The sequence below is a fragment of the Methyloglobulus sp. genome, from assembly GCF_040079455.1.
Lineage (GTDB): Bacteria > Pseudomonadota > Gammaproteobacteria > Methylococcales > Methylomonadaceae > Methyloglobulus.
In genome coordinates, this window is record NZ_JBEBKJ010000069.1 from 1 (window position 1) to 20515 (window position 20515).

The window sequence follows — 20515 nt, forward strand, 5'->3', positions numbered from 1 at the left end:
TACTTCTGAAGAATTGGGGCAGCGCCATCCAGCTGTAATGTGATCAGGTCTCTATCTTAAACTAGACAGATATTTGTCTGGACAATGGGGTCCACTTTAATTGAACTATCAGCAAAGAAAGCTATAAAAATTATGATGATTTTTTTCATTTTGTATCACCTTGTGATGTAAGTTGTTTTAGTAGCTCAACCTAAGTTACGTCTAACGTAGAGCTAAGGGGCGCGCCTGTCACGAAAGGTTGGCGTAGCCACCGAAGCCGAAAAAACAACAGACCTTCAAAACCGCCGCGAAAAGGCGCGTCCCGCTTGAGCGCAATGTTAGAGGTTTCTACGCATAATGTGCACATGCTTGAATAACCTTATGACTCGAATTGAAGAAAAAAACTTCGGCAGCCATGCCTCGAACACCTTTGTAATAGAGTGTGATGCTGTCCGAACCTACCAAAACAGACACAAGTTCAAAATATAAGTTCGGAGCCAAAGCTAATGCCTTTTCCCAATATGCGCGTATAGCTGGCTTTCCTTTAAGGGTTCCAGAAGGTTCGCCTACGACCACAGCAATACGCGGAGAGGACATCACAAAATTGTCAGAATAGTGGGACAAGATAAGCTCCAAATCATGACTATTCCAAGCATGAACCCATTCCTTAGCGAAACTTTCCGCAAACTCCAATGTGAGCATATGAGACCCCTAACGTAAAAGTAAGGGGCGCGCCGGTTGGCGGACTAAAGCGAAACCGACGAACCTAAATAAACCATTAACCCTAAAAAGCGCCTGCGTCCGGCGCGTCCCTTTGACTGCTATGTTAGGCTGGAAAACTAAATAATTAAACAACTTAGGGTTCACTGTCCGTTGACTAGTATACCTAACGACCTTAGACGACGCATATTTGTGGAGGCTATTGAGCATAAAAGTAACTCGAAAGTAACCATGTCGAGAAGTATACGACGACGTTCAACGCGACGGGCATAAGCCATACAACCCAATAAGACTCATCCCGCGGGATATGATACCAAGTAATAAAGCAAGCAAAGAGCAAACCGACCACGACGGTTTGCCCTACAGCAAGACCTACACCTAGACTTATAAAGTCACGCCATGCCATCAAGAGCCCGAGTAGGTAGAGGCCGATATATGCGGGGATTTCAGTCCAAAGACTGTCAAGTATGGAGCCGAATTCAGCGTACCTAGGTCGAGGATCATGAAATCCGAACTGATGAATGAAAAGATACCCAAGGCCGACTTGACAAACTGCAAAAACGCTGGCGCTTAGAATTGAAAGTGCGACAATTTTACACAGGATAAGTAGCATAGACCTGATTTTGACCTCGATGCCTAACGCAAAGCTAACCAGCCCGCCGGATGGCGCGGGAGAACGTGGAGGAAATGACGAGTGAACGGTAACTTAAAAAAGCGCATACGGTCGGCGGGTCTGGTTGAGCGTCTTGTTAGGGTTTTTATGATTCAGCATTATTCCGATTGCGCTTTGTATGATCTGCCTGCCAGATTCCCGATGCCTTGCAATTGTGCCGTTAAAGACGGCATAAGACACGGGAAATTGTGGAGTCGTGCGGGTTATATCCTTGCCTTGCGGATGCAAAGTTTTTACCTGTTGTGGTTACACCGGATATTTTGGAAACGTGAAAATCACGAAACCCTTGGCTGCTTCCTCCTGACAGTTGCCAAGCACTCAGCGTTAAATCGTTACTTGAGTCGTAACCGAGCAGGTGCGGCTCGACGACACGAATAGCGTTCTTGTAATGGAACGAGATTATGTTTTGATTTTTTATATGTTCGCATAGGCTATACATTATGAAATTACCTAAAATACCAGAGCCGCCAAAGTTAAAAACAATTATTTGCCCAACATTTTCCGAACTTCCAAAAGTTCATCATGTAGAACTTGAACAAGTGCAGTTAGCCTCTGCATTTCTTTTTTATTTTCGGCTAAATATGAAGAAAGCTCTTTGTTGTACGAAGAAATGCTTTTTTGATATACCTCAATCTTTTCAAAATTTTCTTTCGATAACATGGCAATGTTTTTTAAGGCTTCCTGTGTACTCGCTATTGAAGTCGCATGGTTTTGGAGTATTTCGTTTATTTCCATGTGCAAACCCTAACGTAAAGCTAAGGGGCGCGCCTGTCACGGAAGACTGGCGAAGCCACCGAAGTCAAAAAAATAACAAACCTTCAAAACCGCCACGAAAAGGCGCGTCCCGCTTGAGCGCAATGTTAGGCGGAAATTGGGGACTCGACGCTATTGATTTCCCACGGCACAAAAAACTGATCTGTTAGCACACCGAAACCAGGCGACCAAAAAGTCTGCTGAAACGCGAAGCGTATCTCGCCATTCTCTGCAAGTGCCGTGAAGATCTCTTTCGCCCGCGCCGCGCCGTCTATGGTCAGAGTGACAAAGAAGCCTTGTGGTTTCCCGTAGTCGCAGGGAAGTTGGTCGACTCCCGTAAGTTCAATATCACCTAGCTGCAAGGTCGCATGTACGATGTGTCCGTACAATTCGGGGTCGACTTGAGACGCCATTGGCGATTCGCCATAAGTCAGCATCGTAGTGATATGTCCACCGAAAATCCGTTGGTAATGCTCGAATGCTGTTCTGCATTGTCCGTTGAAACAAAGATGTGGACTGATATGCAAGATGTTCTCTGCCTCGCCTAACGTAAAGCTAAGGGGCGCGCCCGTCACAGAAGATTGGCGAAGCCGCCGAAGCCGGAAAAAAAACAAACCTTCAAAACCGCCACGAAAAGGCGCGTCCCGCTTGAGCGTAATGTTAGGCTGCTGAAGTTAAACTACAATTACAAGGGAACTAACCTCGGATTTCGTTGAAAATAACCTTGATTATAAAAAGTATCACTATGCTTAATCAGGCGAATTATATTTCCAGTGATATGATTGCTTTGTAATAGTACATTTTCAAGAATTATCTTTGATAACTCATCGGGTTCGATGTAATTAATTATGTCGCCTTGCTGCTTTTGGGACAACACTTTTTCTGTTTTCATGGTAGGTAAAGCAATTGCTGTAGACGCAATATTATAGGCGGCATATTCATTTGAATAGCACTTTAGGAATGACTCAACAGCAGCTTTTGCGCTCGTAAAAGGCGATAAGTCCGGATAATTATATCCGACTGAATTACAACTAAATCCAATAAGCCTACCCCCTCCCTTTTTTATCATGACTGGGGTAATTGCGTGGGCAACACCACACAAGGTCAAGTAATGACTGTCCATCATGCGTTGTATTTCAGAAAAAGAAGTTTTAATGAGCGGCTTATGAACCCAAAAATCACCCGCAAAATGAATAACTGAAAACTGTCCTTGGAAAAAGTTTTCAGCCGCTTCCGCAAGGTTTTTTAAATCTGTCTCGTTTGTTAGATCAATATTTCCAAGATGTAGCGTCTTTGCACTACCATTGTATTCAAATTCTTTAGGGCTTCGAGAAGTGCTGAGAATATTAAAATTTTCATCGCAAAGCGCAAGCTTATAGAGGTTTGCACCCAAATCTGATGTTGCACTGGTAATGAGGATGTTTTTCATAGGGCAGTTATGGTCTTTTAAACATGACAGTGCCACTATAAACAGGCGACATTCCTTGGGCACAGTGGTGAAATTCACCAGTCATTTGAATCGGGCGGTCTTTTTCTCCTCGGTTCGTCACTTTCATTTCTTCGTAACCTTTGGCCTTTTCTGGAAACTTGCTTGAATCTGAATAATTTACCCAATAGGCATATCGCAGTGTATCGCCGCCTTCAAGTTCTAACGCAAGCGACCCCCAATTTACATACGATTCCGAAGTAGAAGGTGATATTTTAATGGAAAGGCAGTCTTGGGTAATTTTCACTTTATGATGTGAAGAAAATGGTACGGGACCAACGCCAATATGGGCTACTTTGTAGACTGTTTCGCCTTCCCATTCACCAGAAAAATCCAATTCAGGATGCTCTATTTTCCATAAATACTTACGTATTAGAATCTCACCACCAACCATAGCGGCAAGGACTACGAAGCGGGATGTTAAAAATGATGCCGTAGTTACAGTTATATGGTCTTTTCCAAAAGTGGCGATAAGAAATGGGACAAGAATGTTATCTATCAAAAGAACAGTTAACGCTAGCGTGACTGCCAAGCCGATAATCCTAGCTTTGTAATACTTTAATAGATCACACATAGCTTCCTCATGCCTAACGTGATATATACGACATCGAATGTCTTATAAAAACTGTATTTTGTCGTATAATCATTGTAAATTAAGCCTAATATGCTTATTTATTATGGTCGGAGTATAGGTCAACACGACAGATTATGCAAACAATTACGACACTAGCGCAGCCAAAAAAATTACTCGATCAAGTCCGCGACAAGATCCGTTTTAAGCACTATAGCTTAAGCACCGAAAATACCTATATTTCGTGGGCTAAACAATTCATTTTGTTCCACGGCAAGCGGCATCCTGCCGATTTGGGCGCTGCCGAAGTTGAGGCATTTTTAACGTATCTTGCGACGCAACGCCATGTATCCAGTTCAACACAGAACCAGGCACTTTCGGCAATCCTGTTTTTGTATCGCGATGTGATGGAGATTACTTTACCGTGGCTGGATAACTTTGAGCGTTCTAAAAAACCTCGACGCTTGCCGGTGGTGTTGACGGTTTTGGAAACTCAAAAGCTGTTGCGGGAGGCGGAAGCAGCCCCGGCACCGATTGGTTTAATCATTAGGTTGTTATATGGGACTGGGATGCGTTTGATGGAGGCGGTGCGGCTGCGGGTTAAGGATGTGGAATTGACTAGAAAAGAGATCATTGTTCGGGATGGCAAAGGGGGCAAAGATCGGGTGACTATGTTGCCGGATAGCTTACGCGACGCGATGCGTTCGCAATTGGCTTTGCGCCGCGAATGGCATGAACGGGATTTGGTGCTGAATAAGGTGGATGTCTGGTTGCCGGATGCGTTGGCTGTCAAGTATCCGAATGCAGCCAAAGAATGGGGTTGGCAATATGTGTTTGCGGCTAAAAATTATTCTATCGACCCGCGTAATAAAAGTGAGCGTCGTCACCATGTTGAAGAAAAACAGGTACAGCGTTATGTAAAAAAAGCGGCACTGACGACAGGCATCGCCAAGCCGACTACGCCACATACGCTACGTCATTCTTTTGCGACGCATTTGCTCGAAAGCGGCTACGACATTCGTACTGTTCAGGAACTGTTGGGGCATAGCGATGTGGCTACAACGATGATTTACACCCATGTGCTGAACAAAGGCGGCAAGGGCGTGATCAGTCCTTTAGATCGAATTTAAGGCCGACAATGCTTGGTGTCATTAAAGATTTCTGCTTGAAAATGTATAGGTTTGCCCAAGAACCAGTCTCAATATTGTGTTGTTGGTTAACCGTGCTGGTCATGGCAGTTGTCAGGGTTCGCAGTGGGTCTAAATTGACTGCCAACACACCAAATTTTGTTCATTTTCAACGGCTGCTTCCATCATGCCTCGCTCTTGTTGGTAGTTAAAGCTTCATAAGGCTGAATCAATAGTTGATGTCAAATCGCACAGGATACTACGTGAATCTTTTTCCATGGTTTTCATGACGCTTTGTTTTTCCCCGATTGGCTTGTGTCAACTCATTTGGCAAATAAAGCTTAAGGGGCTGGTTAGCTGTGATGAGAAACAGTAGGTAGTTGGTATGAGAATATACAATGAGATACTACGGCTTACCTGCTTAATAATGTGCATTAGCCAAACGATGGGTAGCCCCTCCTCCTTCGGTAGAAGGTTGGGATGAGGGGATCTAAAAAGCAAAAAGCCTTATTGAACCCCTCACCCTAGCCCTCTCCCCATGGGAGAGGGAATCAGTTCTTTTAGCTGAAGCATCTTGCAAATCAGGACGGCTTATGATGGCCAACGTGGAGCAGTTGATTTTAAGTTACGCTTGGCCAAATAATCACTGCCGTGCGTAAGCGGTTTTTGCCGAAGCAGGACATGCGGTCGAAGTCTTCCCGCGCTATCGGGATGAATTGGCAATCGAGTTCGCTTTGGCGGCGTTCGTCGGGGTCGGAATCGTGCATATAGAGGCAATCATCGTCAAAACCGCTCATTACCACCCAGTGCGGGGCTTTTTTGCGATCCATCAAAAAAGTGCTGATCAATATTAATGGGATAGCGCCCGCTTTAAAAGCGCTTATCAAGTCAACTTGAGTGATATTGGCGGTGTGTATGCGGATGTTTAGTTCATTCGCTTGCTGTTTAAAGCTGGTATCAACCAGTTCAACAATCTGTTTTTTGTCCTCATTGCGTACGCCGTCAATAAACAAAATGCCCGTTTGGTTGATCCATACTTCCACGTCGAAGTTGCGGCGTTTTGCCGCCAGCGCCAAGCCTACTGGATGGCAGCCACCATGTCCTGAAGTCATGAAAATAGTCGTGGCTTCACGCCAGATATTGATTTCTTCTTCTTGTGAGGGTTGATAGGCTCGGTTTAGTCCGTGCATCGCCATCATTAATGCGGCAGGGCCACAGGTGAAGTGGGTGGTTTGCTTTAACCAGTGTACGGAGCGATGTTGTAAGGTGTCGCTGTAATGGCGGATGCGTTTTTGGTAGCGTAGCGCGTCTTTATGGTCTTGGTAATAATCGCGGTAGATGCCGAATTTTTGGTAGCCTAGTGATTCGTAAAGGTTGATTGCAGGCGTGTTATCGACGCTGACTTCAAGCCGTAAGTATAATCTGCCGTCATCATGTGCAGCTTGTTCGCCTGCTTGGATAAGTTGCTTGGCAATGCCGATGCCACGATGCTGATTAGCAACAGCGAGCGAATAGATGCGTGCCAGCCGTGTTCCGGGATGGTAAATAATAAGAATGTAAGCTGCCAATGAACTGCCGATTTCAGCGACTAGCAACGCTCGATGTTCTGCCGTTATCCAATGCCGGAAACTGCGTCGGCTTAATTTATCGGTGTCAAAGCTGGCATTTTCTAATTCAACCAGATCATCAAGGTCGTCCAGTTGGGCGGGACGAATTGGGATGTTTTCCTTAGCCATTAAATAAATCCCGCCAGGCGTAGGTATCTGCCCCTTCTTCCTTGAGGGACGACCGCCAGGGATGGCGGAAGTGCGGTAGCAGGTATGGAATTTGCGACGCTAAGGTCGGGATGAGGGGTATATGAATAATCGATTTTTAATCTCCTCACCCCAACCCTCTCCAGCAGGAGAGGGGGGCGGTTTATTTTGCAGTTTGTTGTTTTTATTATGTAGAATTGTAAGTGGTTAGGTATTCTCATTAAGCGGATAACCCTCGAAAGGCTTGAGCAATGACCTGTCTGGCACGGAACAAAACCAATGCTTTCCAGGCTTCATCATCGGGGCAAAAATGCTGGCGCATGTGTTGGCTGTGTTCCAATCGTTCAGTCAGATTATCCGGTTGCGCCCAAAACTGATGATCTTTTAACAAGACTTCAAATAGCTGGTCGGTAGGGTAAGTACCAAATTCCAGCGTGACATGGCAACTGCGCCCGTTCATGATCGTATGCCAGGCATAATCCATTAAGCCGATTTTAGGGACGGAACTGGATGTGCCTAAAGCGGGTAATGTAACAGAGTCGCCGTACCAGTCATGTGAAATTTTTGCGCCTGGACTGGTAGGATGATGGTCACAAATAATCTCCCCATAACCGTAAGGCCCAAGGCCACTGTGCAGGTCAATGACTGCCAGATCGCGTTCATGCAATTTATATTGCCGTATAAGGTCTTCGGTCACCTGCCTGCCATGTGCCGATTTCGTGCCACCATAAAAAGGCCCTGTTGGATCAGTGTACTGTCCTCCGCTGATTGCCATTTCCAATGCGCTACGTCCATGTTGCCGTTCGTATTCGGCAAAAGTCGCTTTTCTTTGCTCCTGGTTGGCTGAAAACAGGGCGTTACTTAGAGACTCATAACCTGAGTTTTTAGGTAAGGCTTGGGTAAAATCCACCGCATTACGATTCAGGTCTACACCGTCTTCATCGCATCGGCGTAGCCAGGCATAGCCCCAAGGGGTCAAGGCATGGACGATCAACATTGCGGTACCAGAAGGGATAACAAGCTGTCCGCTGGCAATCAAGTCGATGTGGTCAAGTTCAACCGCGCTGCCGACAAAGCCCTCAACGCCGTGGGTTCCAGCCAGCAAAACTAAAACTTTGTTGGCATTTTCATTACCTAACCATAAGGTATCGGTTACTAATGATGCTCCATCCGGTGTCTTGCCTGGGCAGGGATAAGCCTTATGCTGAATTTGGGCAAATGCAGGCATTTTTATCCGATGCAAAAATCGTTCCCTTGCGACAACGTAACTGTCTGGGAAAATATCGGTATTTATAGGTGTATAGAGTAAGTAAGATGGCATTCAGGTTTAAGTTGTTTTAGCAGTCATTGGTTGCCTATGTTTAAATAGAGGAACTTCTGAACATGTTGATTCCGTTTATGGTTCGACAAGCTCACCAGGAACGAAATCCACACCTTACCGTTCGTCCTGAGCTTGTCGAAGGACTTGTTCAGAGATTCCTAAACTATGCAGAAACTCTTTGTAATAAAATAAGTGTGACTACAAAGTAAATAGGCAAGGAATCTTTACACACCGTTCACAGTCCATTCAGGACAATGTGAATATCCTACCTTAATCAAACCAAGCAAAAAAGCAAATCAAGGCGCGATTAACGTCATGTTTACATCTAAGAACGACACAGTTGTAAAAAACAAAATATAACATTCACTAACTTCGCCACAATTCCCCATTAAAGAGGACAATAAAACCCATGGCGCGAACCCTTTTGGTTATCGATTCAGTTTCGGACTGGAGTCCTTACTACCCAAGCGAGCAAGTCATCACATTTGAGGCTTACCTTGCCACGGAAAAGGAAGATTCCGAGCATCGAGTCCGTATTATCAATCTTTGCAGCAGTTATTCCTATTTATCCGATGGTTACTATTGTTCTTTACTCGCCGAAGCCCGTGGACATCACGTTATCCCTTCGGTTAAGGCATTGAATGACATAGAAAAGAAATCGCTCTATCAACTGCAACTGGAAGATTTATCCCAGACTTTGGAGCGGGTTTTTAAGGGCCAAAACAAAAACGATCAAATTAAGGTGTTGAGTTTTTTTGGTACAACCCAAGACCCCGCGTTTCAGGATCTTGCAAGGGTGCTGTTTGAACGCTTTTCCTGCCCGATTATAGAAGTCACTCTGGGTTATGTGCAACAGTGGGAAATTATCGATTTAAAAGCCGTATCGCACCGCGACCTGGATGATGCTAACGAAACCTTGTTTGCAATGGCGCTGGATAAATTCAGCAAAAAAGTGTGGCGTAAAGGCCGCGCCCGTAAGACTGCCCGATACGACCTTGCCATCTTGGTTAATCCTTCAGAAGCCTTACCGCCCAGCAATCGGGGCGCGTTAAAGAAATTCATTAGCATAGGCAGGGAAATGGGTGTCGAAATTGAATTGATTACCCAGCAACATTATGGAAGGTTGCCGGAATTTGATGCGTTGTTTATCCGTGAAACGACCGCCATTGACAACCATACTTACCGTTTCGCCAAAAAGGCGGAAGCCGAGGGGCTGGTCGTCATAGATGATCCGACTTCTATCCTTCGTTGCACCAATAAGGTCTACCTGGCGGATTTATTCCGCACCCATAAAGTGCCATCGCCTAAAACCTGGATACTGCACAAAGGCAATAGCGAACATCTCGATCAACTGGAAAGTAAGGCGGGATTTCCTGTGGTCGTCAAAATCCCTGATGGTTCATTCTCCAAAGGTATTGTCAAAGTGAATAATCGGCAGGAGCTTGATGTAAAAGTTGCCGAATTATTCCAAAAATCTGCTTTGCTGTTGGCTCAAGAATTCCTGTATACGGATTTCGATTGGCGTATCGGTGTCTTCAATAACAAGGCCTTATATGCCTGCCGGTATTACATGGTAAAAAATCACTGGCAAATTTACCGCCACGGTGAAAAACGCACAGACAGCGGACATTTTGAAACCATGCCGACGTTTGAAGCCCCTAAACTTGTACTGGATGCGGCGTTGAAAGCCAGCCAAGCCATAGGTAATGGGCTTTATGGCGTAGATGTTAAGGAAAAAGACGGCAAGGGTTATGTGATAGAAGTCAATGACAACCCGAATATCGACCGAGGTATTGAAGATAAATATTTAGGCGACGAGTTATATCGTCAGATTATGGCGGAATTTTTGCGGCGGATGGAGAATAGTAGTAAGGGGGTATAAGGGGGGGTTAGAGAACCAATCCTTACTCGAAAGCCACGAGGGCGATTAAATAAAAATGAAATAGTACGGTGATCTTTATATCACAAACACTGATCTTGCTGCATTAGCGGATACTCGGCGAAGAGAGCAACCTCTAAAACTGGGGTAGATAATGAAAACACAACCACAACTTGTTCGTAATAAATATTCAGTTTAAAGGACAAGTATTAGAACGAGCTGATCGGGATGGCATTCTCAAGGTGTCGCTTAGTGGAGTGTCCCCGTGAATTCATTGAAAGACCAAAACCCTTCTGTTGCCTTCTCGAAGATAGGCGAAATGCGGCAAACAATATTTTTCAAAGGTTGGCTTATATCCACGTTGTAAGCAAAATAAAGTAAAATGTACCTTTGATTGCATCAGTTGCTCAAACATACGTAACTTGCAAATATACAACAGGAATAAAATGAAACATTACAAAATCGCGGTATTGGCAGGTGACGGCATTGGGCCGGAAATTACTCAGGAAGCCATCAAGGTCCTAAAAGTTATTGAAGAGCGTAATTTTGTCAAATTCGAGTTGATGCCGGCAGCATTTGGTGCTTGTGCTTATTTCGAGTTTGGCGATGCGTTTCCGCAAAGCACCATTGACATTTGCGATAAGGCCGATGCCATTCTTAAAGGACCGATTGGCTTAAGCCATGAGGAATCGAAAAATATCCCCATCGATAAGCAGCCAGAGCGCGGTGCCTTGCTGCCCCTGCGTCGACGGTATAACACTTACGCCAATTTTCGTCCGGTTTACTTACCCAAGGCGTTGGGGCATTTTTCACCTTTAAAAGCTGAGATTATCGGCGAAGGCATTGACCTTATGATCGTCCGCGAATTGGTGGGTGGCCTGTATTTTGGCAGCAAAGAATCCGGCATCAACGAACAGGGCTTACGTTATGTCAAGGAAACCCTGGAATATGACGAACTGCAAATCCGCCGCATTATGCACCAAGCGTTCAAATTAGCCATGAAGCGCCGTAAATTGCTGCACAACATCCACAAAAGCAACGTGCTGAAATCCAGCGTGTTGTGGAATGAGGTGATGGAAGAAGTTGCCGTGGAATATCCTCAGGTGAAAGTCGTTAATTATCTGGTCGATGCGGCGGCGACAGCATTGTGCTTAAATCCGACCCAGTTTGATGTCATGGTCATGGAAAATATGTTTGGTGACATATTAAGCGACCAAGGCGGCGGTATCTTAGGCTCGTTGGGTTTGATGCCATCTGCCTGCCTCGGCGATGATAAGGCGTATTACGAACCATCGCACGGCTCAGCACCGGACATTGCCGGGAAAAATATTGCTAATCCGTATTCCATGATTGGTTCGGTCGCCATGATGCTGGAGAATAGTTTTAACATGGACAGAGAGGCAAAAAATATCTGGGCGGCCATGCAGGGAGTGTTTGCCGAAGGCTTTTCAACTGCCGATCTTTCCAAGCCGGGCAGCGGGGTCACGATGATAAGTACACAACAGTTTGGCGACAAGGTGGTCGAGAAGTTACGGGCAATGCCTCATGCCGACCTCGGCGATTAGGCCTTAAATTCCAAAATAGCCCACATAATACCGCATTTACAGTTGCTTATCTGAAATCAATTGCTATAATGGGGAGTCTTGAAATGTGTAAATTTCAGGCGCGTAGCTCAGTTGGTTAGAGCACCACCTTGACATGGTGGGGGTCGTTGGTTCGAGTCCAATCGCGCCTACCAGATTTTATAAGGCACTGCTTAGTCAGTGCTTTTTTATTTTAGCGTAAGATTGAAGTAGAATTTAGTATCCCAGAATGCCCGTAGTCACTCTCCCAGACGGTTCCAAGCGCGAATTTGATCAAGCACTTACAGTTCTGGATGTTGCGCGTTCGATTGGGTCTGGATTGGCTAAGGCGACCTTGGCGGGAAAACTTGGCGATAAAGTGGTCGATGCCAGCACCTTGATCGACCGCGATGTTTCATTGAAAATCATTACGGCAAAAGATGAAGAAGGCGTTGATATTATCCGCCATTCAGCCGCGCATCTTTTGGCCTATGCCGTCAAGGAGCTGTTTCCTGATGCCCAGGTAACGATAGGCCCGGTCATAGAGAACGGTTTTTTCTACGATTTCTCCTATGAAAGGCCGTTCACGCCAGAAGATCTCGAAGCCATTGAACGTAAAATGGTCGAGCTTGCCCAGAAAGACGAGCCGGTGACCCGCGAGGTTTGGCAGCGTGACAAAGCTGTGGCGTTTTTCCATTCTATCGGTGAAAAATATAAGGCGGAGATCATCGCTTCAATCCCTGCTGGCGATGATATTGGTTTGTATCGTGAAGGTAAGTTCGTCGATTTATGCCGAGGCCCACACGTACCCAGCACGGGTAAATTGCAAGCCTTTAAATTGATGAAAATTGCCGGAGCTTATTGGCGCGGCGATTCCAACAATGAAATGCTGCAACGCATTTACGGCACGGCCTGGGGCGACAAAAAAGAATTACAGGCTTATCTGAACCGATTAGAAGAAGCAGAAAAGCGCGATCACCGTAAAGTAGGGAAAGCCTTGGACTTGTTCCATACCCAGGAAGAAGCGCCAGGTATGGTGTTTTGGCACGAGAAAGGTTGGGCGATTTACCAGCAGGTCGAGCAATACATCCGCGACAAATTACGGCTTAAAGGCTACGGCGAGGTCAGGACACCGCAAATCGTTGATAAGTCGTTGTGGGAAAAATCCGGTCATTGGGAAAAATTCAGTGCTGGCATGTTCACGACCCATTCGGAAAATCGGGATTACGCGATCAAGCCGATGAATTGCCCGTGCCATGTGCAAATTTATAATCAAGGACTGAAAAGTTACCGCGATTTGCCGATCAGGTTGGCTGAATTTGGCTCTTGTCATCGCAACGAGCCATCTGGTACGTTGCACGGATTGATGCGGGTGCGGAATTTTGTCCAGGATGACGCGCACATTTTCTGCACAGAAGCGCAGATACAGAATGAGGTTTCGGACTTCATCGACCTGTTGTTTGAAGTCTACAAAGATTTTGGTTTTGATGATGTTATCATCAAGCTATCCACCCGCCCTGAAAATCGGGTCGGTGATGATGCAAGTTGGGATAAGGCGGAAAGCGCACTCGAATTGGCGTTGAATAACAAAGGCTTGGACTGGACATTGCAGCCAGGGGAGGGCGCTTTTTATGGCCCTAAGATTGAGTTTTCCTTGAAGGACTGCATCGGGCGGGTCTGGCAATGTGGCACTATTCAGGTCGATTTCTCTATGCCTGGACGATTGGGCGCGACTTATATTAGCGAGGACAGCTCAAGACAAGTGCCTGTGATGCTGCATAGGGCTATACTAGGCTCCTTGGAACGCTTTATCGGCATTTTGATTGAACAATACGCCGGTACGTTCCCCGTTTGGTTGTCACCCATACAAATGGTGGTGCTAAATATTGCAGATCGACATGCAGAATATGCCACGAATGTGTTACGAGAGCTGGAAAAACAAGGCTTTAGAGCAAAAATAGACTTGAGAAATGAGAAGATCGGGTTTAAAATCCGCGAGCATTCCATGCAGCGAACACCTTATCTCATCATTATTGGCGATAAAGAGCTTGAAGATCAGGCGATTACGGTACGTTCGCAGAAAGGTGAAGATTTAGGTAGTCTGGCAATCGATGACTTTGCTCAACGGGTAAAACAAGCGATTGCAGACAAAACATAATGTTGTACTCGGAGGATTGAAATATCGCTGCTAAAAAAGATGAAACGCGCCTGAATGATGAAATCACCGCTAGAAAGGTGAGAGTCACGGGTGCTGAGGGTGAGGCATTAGGTATTATGTCGATAGATCAAGCAAGGCAAATCGCGTATGCAGCCGACCTTGACTTGGTAGAAATATCGCCAAACGCCGATCCTCCAGTCTGTAAAGTGATGAATTACGGCAAGTACCAGTTTACGCTAAACAAAAAACTGCAAGAGGCCAAAAAGAAGCAAAAACAGATCCAGGTTAAAGAAATCAAATTTCGACCAGGCACCGATGAAGGCGATTATCAGATCAAATTAAAAAGCCTGACCAAATTCCTTAATGAAGGCGATAAAACTAAGATAACTTTACGTTATCGCGGTCGGGAAATGGCGCATCGTGAAATTGGCATGGACGTGTTGAAGCGCATTGAAAAAGATTTGGAAGAATTAGCCATAGTCGAGCAGTTTCCTAAGATGGAAGGTCGGCAGATGGTGATGGTCATGGCACCCAAAAAGAAGAAATAATGGGAGCTTTGCCTACCTTATTAGCTTCTTGAATGAAGCTTACGGCAACCAAGGATCTGTTGCCACAAACAGCAAGCAGTTTTGCTGTCGTTAATTCTCCAGGGCCAAGCATTTTGCCTTGTTGGGTTATTCTCAGGGATTTTATTTAATTTATTGGAGTGAAAACAAATGCCAAAAATAAAGACCAATCGGGGTGCTGCCAAGCGTTTCGCGCGGACAGGTAACGGCGGTTTCAAATGTGGGCAATCACATAAGCGCCATATCCTGACCAAGAAAACTACCAAAAGAAAACGTCAGTTACGCAAACCAGCTTCCGTCCATGCATCTGATGTACGCATGGTTGCCCGCATGATGCCTTATAGTTAACTTGGAGTAGACAATGGCTAGAGTTAAAAGAGGCGTCACCGCAAGAGCAAGACACAAGAAAGTTTTAAAACAAGCTAAAGGTTACTATGGTGCCCGCAGCCGCGTTTATCGCGTCGCAAAACAAGCTGTCATCAAGGCAGGTCAGTATGCGTACCGCGACCGCAAACAGAAAAAACGGCAATTCCGCAGGTTATGGATAGTCCGGATTAATGCCGCATCACGCATCTATGGCATTTCCTATAGCCGATTAATTAATGGCTTAACCAAAGCGAATGTGGCGATAGACCGTAAGGTGTTGGCCGACATTGCCGTACGTGACATTGATGCCTTTGGTGAAATCGCAAAAATTGCAAAAGCCAATCAAAGTCCGCTTTCATAGCGATACGGCAAAAGGCAGTAAGTTTTCAGCATTAGACACCTGTCCATCCCTTATTTGGTGTGGATAGGTAACTGGTTTTATTAAAGCCCCTTTCTTATCCCAATAATCGAGTTCAATCGTGTCAGCTAACTTAGATGAAATTCTCGCGCAAGCGACGAAATCCATAGCGGAAGCTCAGGATTTGAATCAACTCGATCAGGTTCGTGTTCATTATTTGGGCAAGAAAGGACTGTTTACCCTACAGATGAAAGAGTTGGGTGCACTTGATCCTGATCAGCGTCGCGCTGTCGGACAGGTCATCAACCAAGCCAAAGACCAGTTTCAAGAACAATTAAACGCCAGAAAGCAGTCTCTCGATAATGTCGAATTAGAGCGCAGGCTGGCAAGCGAACAAATAGATGTGACTTTACCTGGTAGAGGTCAATCAGCCGGAGGATTGCACCCAGTCACGACCACATTAAGACGTATTTCAAAGATATTTGCCAGTGTCGGTTTTACCGTCGTCGAAGGCCCTGAAATCGAAGACGATTACCATAATTTCGGCGCATTGAATATCCCCGAGCATCATCCCGCCAGGGCGATGCACGACACCTTTTATTTTGATGCCCATACGGTATTACGGACGCACACCTCACCCGTGCAGATTCGCGTGATGGAATCCGAACAGCCACCATTGAAGGTTATTGCGCCAGGTCGTGTGTACCGATGCGATTCCGACATCACCCATACTCCCATGTTCCATCAAGTCGAAGGTTTCCTCGTGGATACCGAGGTCAGTTTTGCTGACCTGAAAGGCGTGGTGTACCAATTTTTACGTGCGTTTTTTGAACAAGATATTCAAGTGCGGTTTCGGCCTTCTTATTTTCCTTTCACCGAGCCATCCGCAGAAGTCGATATCGAATGCGTTATGTGTAACGGGGAAGGTTGCCGCGTTTGCAGCCAAACAGGTTGGCTGGAAGTAATGGGCTGCGGCATGATCCATCCCGAAGTGTTTAAGGCGGTCAATATCGACAGCGAAACTTATAGTGGCTTTGCTTTCGGTATGGGTGTTGAAAGACTGGCAATGTTACGTTATGGAATTAACGATTTGCGGTTGTTTTTCGAGAACGACCTTAAGTTTTTACAGCAATTCCATTAAGCCACAATCCAAGGAAAATCGGACTCATGCAAATTAGTGAAGCTTGGTTAAGGGAATACGTCAATCCACCTATCTCTACACAGGAATTGGTTGTGCAATTAACCATGGCAGGATTGGAAGTGGATTCAGTGAAACCTGCTGGTGCGGTATTCAGTGGTGTGGTGATCGGTGAAGTCTTATCCACCCAACAACACCCTGATGCGGACAAGCTAAAGGTTTGCTTGGTTAACGTAGGCCAATCAGAGCCATTACAAATTGTTTGCGGTGCCAGCAATGTCAGCCAGGGCTTAAAAGTTCCTGCCGCTTTGGTCGGCGCGGTATTGCCGGGCGACTTCAATATCAAGCTATCCAAGCTGCGTGGTGTGGAATCTTCAGGAATGCTTTGTTCGGAAAAGGAATTAGGTATAGCAGTCGATGCAACTGGCTTAATGGAGTTATTGCCTGATGCGCCAGTAGGTGCCGATATTCGGGAATATCTAAACCTTAACGATACCATCATCGAAATCGACTTGACCCCCAATCGCGCCGACTGCCTAAGCGTTGAAGGTATAGCGAGGGAAGTCGCTTTGCTCAATAGCATAGATTGGACGGCAACCCAGGTAAAGAAAGCCGCAATCCATCATCAAGATACCTTGCCTATCTCAGTCGAAGAAAAGTCCGCTTGTCCCCGTTATCTGGGGCGATTAATTAAAGGGGTGAACCCGAAAGCGGAAACCCCTGCATGGATGAAGGAACATCTGCGTCGCTCTGGCATCAGAAGCTTGAGCGCGGTCGTCGATGTCACCAATTATGTATTGATGGAGCTAGGCCAACCCTTACATGCTTTTGATGCGGATAAGATTGTTGGCGGCATTACTGTTCGCATGGCAAAAAATGGCGAGACATTGGCTTTATTAAACGGCCAAACGATCACATTAGATAGCGAAGCATTGGTTATCGCCGATAATCAGCAAGTCTTGGCATTTGCTGGCGTAATGGGCGGCAGTGACAGCGCAGTTACTGATAATACCCAAAATATATTCCTCGAATGCGCTTTTTTTTCGCCTCGTGCTATCGCTGGTAAAGCTAGGCGCTTTGGTTTGCATACCGATTCATCACACCGCTTTGAACGTGGCGTAGACGCAACCTTGCAACACCGCGCAATCGAACGGGCAACCCAGTTGATTATTGAAATTGCTGGCGGCAGCGTTGGCCCGATTAATGAAGTCAAACATGAGCCGTCTTTGCCGCACCGTCCGGCGATAATATTAAGACGCCAACGCATAGCAAAAATGCTTGGTATTTCCTTGCCGGATCAACAGGTGTTCGACATCTTTGTGCGCCTAGGCATGTGTATCGAACAACACCCTGAAGGCTGGCGTATCGCCCCGCCTGGTTTTCGCTTTGATATGGCTATCGAAGCCGATCTCATCGAAGAGCTGGCAAGAGTCCACGGCTACAACAACATTCCCAACAATAGCCTGTTGATGCGGGCTGAGCTGGGCAAAGCCACTGAAACCGTTCTGGACATCGACAGGGTTAAAGACCTCTTGGTTGACCGGGGTTATCAGGAAGCGATCACCTATAGTTTTGTTGACGAAGCGATTCAACAAGCAATTGCACCTGATGATGTGTTGATTAAGATAACAAATCCTATCTCATCGGATCTGTCGGTTATGCGTAGCACCTTATGGTGCGGATTGCTAAAGGCTGCATTACATAACCTCAATCGACAACAAACCCGAATACGTTTTTTTGAAACCGGATTGCGGTTTTTAAATGTTGATGGTCACACAGAACAACAAAAGATGTTGTCAGGGTTGATATTAGGTAGCTTCTATTCTAAACAATGGGGAGAAAAGCTTCGTAAAGTCGATTTTTTTGATCTTAAAGCGGATGTGCAAGCTCTGTTTTCGTTAGCGGATTGCAATGTACATTATGTAGCTGCCGAGCATTCCGCGTTACATCCAGGACAATCTGCCCAGATTTTATCTGAAGCGGGTGAAAAAATAGGCATACTGGGCATGTTGCACCCTAATCTTGAAAAGCATTTAGGTTTTGAAACCCAAGTATTTTTGTTTGAACTCGACCAAGACTTACTGCTCGATAAAAATATTAAAAAATTCAAGCCCTTATCAAAATATCCATCGGTTAGCAGGGATCATGCCTTAATCGTAAAAGAAAACATCTCCGCCGACGACATTATTGCGTGTATTAACAGCAGCAATGAAGCTAACGTACAAGGGGTTTCAATTTTCGATTTGTACCGTGGACAAGAGATAGGAGAAGGCTACAAAAGCATCGCCGTCAGCATCACGTTACAAAATTTTTCACAAACACTTACAGATGTTGAAATAGATGCTATATTTAACAATATATTACAAACATTAGCCAAAACAATTGGTGCAAAACTGAGGGATTGATTTCATGGCATTAACAAAAGCTGATTTTGCTGAAAGGCTTTATGAAGAGCTGGGTCTAAATAAACGTGAAGCCAAAGAAATGGTGGAATTATTTTTTGAAGAGATTAAAGGTTCTTTGGCGCAAGGGGAACAAGTTAAACTTTCTGGCTTTGGAAAATTTGAATTGCGTGACAAAAATAGCCGCCCTGGACGAAACCCAAAAACAGGGGAAGAAATACCTATTACCGCCCGTCGTGTGGTAACATTTCGGTCAGGTCAAAAACTAAAAGCCCGAGTAGAAACGTATGCTGGAACCAAGCAATAATAACGAACTGCCCGTCATACCCGCCAAACGCTATTTCACCATCGGTGAAGTCAGCGAGTTGTGTGGGGTAAAGCCGCACGTACTGCGTTACTGGGAGCAAGAATTTACCGAACTCAGTCCGGTAAAGCGACGCGGTAATCGCCGCTATTACCAGCGGCATGATGTGTTGATGATAAGACAAATACGTGCCTTATTGTATGAGCAAGGCTATACCATTGGTGGTGCGAGAGCGCATTTGACTAGCGACAATGCCAAGGAAGATTCAACGCGTACTAAACAATTGATTCACCAAATGATTGGTGAGCTAGAAGAAATATTGGAACTATTAAAATAAAATTCTTTTCTTTTCTGGGAGGGGCAATGTCATACATAAGCCACCTAGAGTTCCCATAAGATTGCGTCAGCAATCCCATTCAACACAAGTGATTTTGATTTAAAACAATCGGGGCGTAGCGCAGCTTGGTAGCGCACTTGCATGGGGTGCAAGGGGTCGGAGGTTCAAATCCTCTCGTCCCGACCAATTAAATCAGGTATTGCTAATTTAATATAGATAATTCCCCATTCCATATGACTCCGCGATTTCGTAAAGCTGTGCATTTTCACGCCGCAAACAGCGCTTCGTGAAAACACACAGCACTATCGCTTCTGGGGACTAAAAATCTTTACTCCGCTAACGCTACGTTTCCAAGATTTTGAGCGAGAGATAAGGGCATCAGCCGTATAACTGACCACCAAAAGCCGAACTTATTCAAACAAACGGGCTTAATCGCCGTAAACATCGGCAGACCGACCATTCAAATGCCTACAGCCTTCTGTCCGTCTTAACCCGCTGGGCTTATTCCGCAGTTTCCTCCCTTGGGGTTTGTCAAACACCTGCCCACCGTATTTGTTCACGTCCAGGAAAGCCTACCGCTGTGGCAGGTGTTTGACAAACCTTAACAACTCCAGCCCTTCGAGGCGACCGAAGGTTGGCTTTAAGTTAGGGATTAACAGACCTTCATTTCAAGGACTCTCTGTTTACCTGCGCTAAAGTAACTCCTATTTCAAACCTGATCGCATCATTCATGACGTTGCCTAACAATTCTAGAAACTATGCAATTTTGACTTGGCTTTCATGGCAAAATTGTCGTCGAGTATCAATGATAGGCAAATCAATGTACATGGCAAGAAGTGGTGGACATAGCTACTTTATCTAAATGATTAACAAAAACGGCACAGTTTGGAGAAAATAAATCTAACAAATTGATTTAATGAGACCTTTGCACGGAGAATAGAAACGCCAGCATCTCGGCCTGGACCGCCACGCCGCGCTTGATGTTGTAGGCCATCGCCGCCAGCATGAACCGGGCTTGGGTTGCAGCCCCGAGTAACGCGCCTTGGCTAGGCGACAGTGTT

At 45.6% G+C, this 20515-nt stretch carries 19 protein-coding genes and 2 tRNA genes; 14 read left to right on the plus strand and 7 right to left on the minus strand.

Annotated elements, in window-relative coordinates:
* Positions 1-327: 327 nt before the first annotated feature.
* Positions 328-681: a nuclear transport factor 2 family protein gene (locus ABL924_RS13760; RefSeq protein ID WP_349027670.1), complete on the minus strand. Its 354-nt coding sequence runs from the start codon at positions 679-681 to the stop codon at positions 328-330.
* A gap of 712 nt (positions 682-1393) precedes the next feature.
* On the opposite strand from ABL924_RS13760, the gene ABL924_RS13765 reads away from it, so the two are divergent.
* Complete coding sequence (locus ABL924_RS13765; RefSeq protein ID WP_349027671.1) at positions 1394-1750, plus strand: hypothetical protein; 357 nt, start codon at positions 1394-1396, stop codon at positions 1748-1750.
* 105 nt (positions 1751-1855) lie between these two features.
* On the opposite strand, the gene ABL924_RS13770 is transcribed toward ABL924_RS13765, so the two are convergent.
* From ABL924_RS13770 to ABL924_RS13785, 4 genes are all read right to left on the minus strand, one after another.
* A complete protein-coding gene (locus tag ABL924_RS13770; protein ID WP_349027672.1) occupies positions 1856-2107 on the minus strand; it encodes a hypothetical protein in 252 nt (83 codons plus the stop codon).
* A gap of 125 nt (positions 2108-2232) precedes the next feature.
* A complete protein-coding gene (locus ABL924_RS13775) occupies positions 2233-2700 on the minus strand; it encodes a VOC family protein (protein WP_349027673.1) in 468 nt (155 codons plus the stop codon).
* Between the two features lie 110 nt (positions 2701-2810).
* Entirely contained in the window at positions 2811-3554 is a 744-nt protein-coding gene (locus ABL924_RS13780; RefSeq protein ID WP_349027674.1) for an SDR family oxidoreductase, read from the minus strand.
* Positions 3555-3561: 7 nt separating this feature from the next.
* Complete coding sequence (locus ABL924_RS13785) at positions 3562-4143, minus strand: hypothetical protein (protein ID WP_349027675.1); 582 nt, start codon at positions 4141-4143, stop codon at positions 3562-3564.
* A 176-nt stretch (positions 4144-4319) separates the two neighbouring features.
* Here ABL924_RS13785 and ABL924_RS13790 point away from each other — a divergent pair, with 176 nt between their 5' ends.
* Positions 4320-5312 (plus strand): integron integrase, encoded by a 993-nt coding sequence (locus ABL924_RS13790; RefSeq protein WP_349027676.1) that lies wholly within the window; start codon positions 4320-4322, stop codon positions 5310-5312.
* Between the two features lie 617 nt (positions 5313-5929).
* Here the strand turns inward: ABL924_RS13790 and ABL924_RS13795 are convergent.
* Positions 5930-7045 (minus strand): GNAT family N-acetyltransferase/peptidase C39 family protein, encoded by a 1116-nt coding sequence (locus ABL924_RS13795; protein ID WP_349027677.1) that lies wholly within the window; start codon positions 7043-7045, stop codon positions 5930-5932.
* Positions 7046-7283: 238 nt separating this feature from the next.
* The gene (locus tag ABL924_RS13800) at positions 7284-8384 is read right to left on the minus strand and encodes a DUF2817 domain-containing protein (protein ID WP_349027678.1); all 1101 of its coding nucleotides are present in this window, start codon (positions 8382-8384) and stop codon (positions 7284-7286) included.
* 409 nt (positions 8385-8793) lie between these two features.
* On the opposite strand from ABL924_RS13800, the gene ABL924_RS13805 reads away from it, so the two are divergent.
* The 12 genes from ABL924_RS13805 (at position 8794) to ABL924_RS13860 (ending at position 19640) form a co-directional block, all read left to right on the plus strand.
* A complete protein-coding gene (locus ABL924_RS13805) occupies positions 8794-10266 on the plus strand; it encodes a RimK family protein (protein WP_349027679.1) in 1473 nt (490 codons plus the stop codon).
* Positions 10267-10709: 443 nt separating this feature from the next.
* Positions 10710-11828, plus strand: coding sequence for a 3-isopropylmalate dehydrogenase (gene leuB / locus ABL924_RS13810; RefSeq protein WP_349027680.1), 1119 nt, complete (start codon positions 10710-10712; stop codon positions 11826-11828).
* Positions 11829-11924: 96 nt separating this feature from the next.
* Positions 11925-12001 (plus strand) — tRNA-Val (locus tag ABL924_RS13815).
* 74 nt (positions 12002-12075) lie between these two features.
* Positions 12076-13983 (plus strand): threonine--tRNA ligase, encoded by a 1908-nt coding sequence (thrS, locus tag ABL924_RS13820; RefSeq protein WP_349027681.1) that lies wholly within the window; start codon positions 12076-12078, stop codon positions 13981-13983.
* Between the two features lie 23 nt (positions 13984-14006).
* Positions 14007-14531 carry a translation initiation factor IF-3 gene (gene infC / locus ABL924_RS13825; RefSeq protein ID WP_349027688.1) on the plus strand — a complete coding sequence of 175 codons (525 nt, stop codon included), beginning with the start codon at positions 14007-14009 and terminating at the stop codon, positions 14529-14531.
* Positions 14532-14699: 168 nt separating this feature from the next.
* A complete protein-coding gene (rpmI, locus tag ABL924_RS13830) occupies positions 14700-14897 on the plus strand; it encodes a 50S ribosomal protein L35 (RefSeq protein ID WP_349027682.1) in 198 nt (65 codons plus the stop codon).
* A 13-nt stretch (positions 14898-14910) separates the two neighbouring features.
* Positions 14911-15276, plus strand: a complete 366-nt coding sequence (gene rplT / locus ABL924_RS13835; RefSeq protein ID WP_349027683.1) for a 50S ribosomal protein L20 — start codon at positions 14911-14913, stop codon at positions 15274-15276.
* 118 nt (positions 15277-15394) lie between these two features.
* Positions 15395-16414 (plus strand): phenylalanine--tRNA ligase subunit alpha, encoded by a 1020-nt coding sequence (gene pheS, locus ABL924_RS13840; protein WP_349027684.1) that lies wholly within the window; start codon positions 15395-15397, stop codon positions 16412-16414.
* 26 nt (positions 16415-16440) lie between these two features.
* Positions 16441-18816 (plus strand): phenylalanine--tRNA ligase subunit beta, encoded by a 2376-nt coding sequence (gene pheT, locus ABL924_RS13845; RefSeq protein WP_349027685.1) that lies wholly within the window; start codon positions 16441-16443, stop codon positions 18814-18816.
* Between the two features lie 4 nt (positions 18817-18820).
* Entirely contained in the window at positions 18821-19120 is a 300-nt protein-coding gene (gene ihfA / locus ABL924_RS13850; protein ID WP_349027686.1) for an integration host factor subunit alpha, read from the plus strand.
* Positions 19101-19454: a MerR family transcriptional regulator gene (locus ABL924_RS13855; RefSeq protein ID WP_349027687.1), complete on the plus strand. Its 354-nt coding sequence runs from the start codon at positions 19101-19103 to the stop codon at positions 19452-19454. The genes ihfA and ABL924_RS13855 overlap by 20 nt, the downstream gene beginning before the upstream one ends.
* A gap of 109 nt (positions 19455-19563) precedes the next feature.
* Positions 19564-19640, plus strand: a tRNA-Pro gene (locus ABL924_RS13860).
* The last annotated feature ends 875 nt before the right edge of the window (positions 19641-20515 follow it).

Coding starts and splice junctions, on each gene's coding strand:
- ABL924_RS13760 (WP_349027670.1), bottom strand. CDS start 681: ATGCTCACATTGGAGTTTGCGGAAAGTTTCGCTAAGGAATGGGTTCAT.
- ABL924_RS13770 (WP_349027672.1), bottom strand. CDS start 2,107: ATGGAAATAAACGAAATACTCCAAAACCATGCGACTTCAATAGCGAGT.
- ABL924_RS13780 (WP_349027674.1), bottom strand. CDS start 3,554: ATGAAAAACATCCTCATTACCAGTGCAACATCAGATTTGGGTGCAAAC.
- ABL924_RS13790 (WP_349027676.1), top strand. CDS start 4,320: ATGCAAACAATTACGACACTAGCGCAGCCAAAAAAATTACTCGATCAA.
- ABL924_RS13795 (WP_349027677.1), bottom strand. CDS start 7,045: ATGGCTAAGGAAAACATCCCAATTCGTCCCGCCCAACTGGACGACCTT.
- ABL924_RS13800 (WP_349027678.1), bottom strand. CDS start 8,384: ATGCCATCTTACTTACTCTATACACCTATAAATACCGATATTTTCCCA.
- ABL924_RS13805 (WP_349027679.1), top strand. CDS start 8,794: ATGGCGCGAACCCTTTTGGTTATCGATTCAGTTTCGGACTGGAGTCCT.
- leuB (WP_349027680.1), top strand. CDS start 10,710: ATGAAACATTACAAAATCGCGGTATTGGCAGGTGACGGCATTGGGCCG.
- thrS (WP_349027681.1), top strand. CDS start 12,076: ATGCCCGTAGTCACTCTCCCAGACGGTTCCAAGCGCGAATTTGATCAA.
- rpmI (WP_349027682.1), top strand. CDS start 14,700: ATGCCAAAAATAAAGACCAATCGGGGTGCTGCCAAGCGTTTCGCGCGG.
- rplT (WP_349027683.1), top strand. CDS start 14,911: ATGGCTAGAGTTAAAAGAGGCGTCACCGCAAGAGCAAGACACAAGAAA.
- pheT (WP_349027685.1), top strand. CDS start 16,441: ATGCAAATTAGTGAAGCTTGGTTAAGGGAATACGTCAATCCACCTATC.
- ihfA (WP_349027686.1), top strand. CDS start 18,821: ATGGCATTAACAAAAGCTGATTTTGCTGAAAGGCTTTATGAAGAGCTG.
- ABL924_RS13855 (WP_349027687.1), top strand. CDS start 19,101: ATGCTGGAACCAAGCAATAATAACGAACTGCCCGTCATACCCGCCAAA.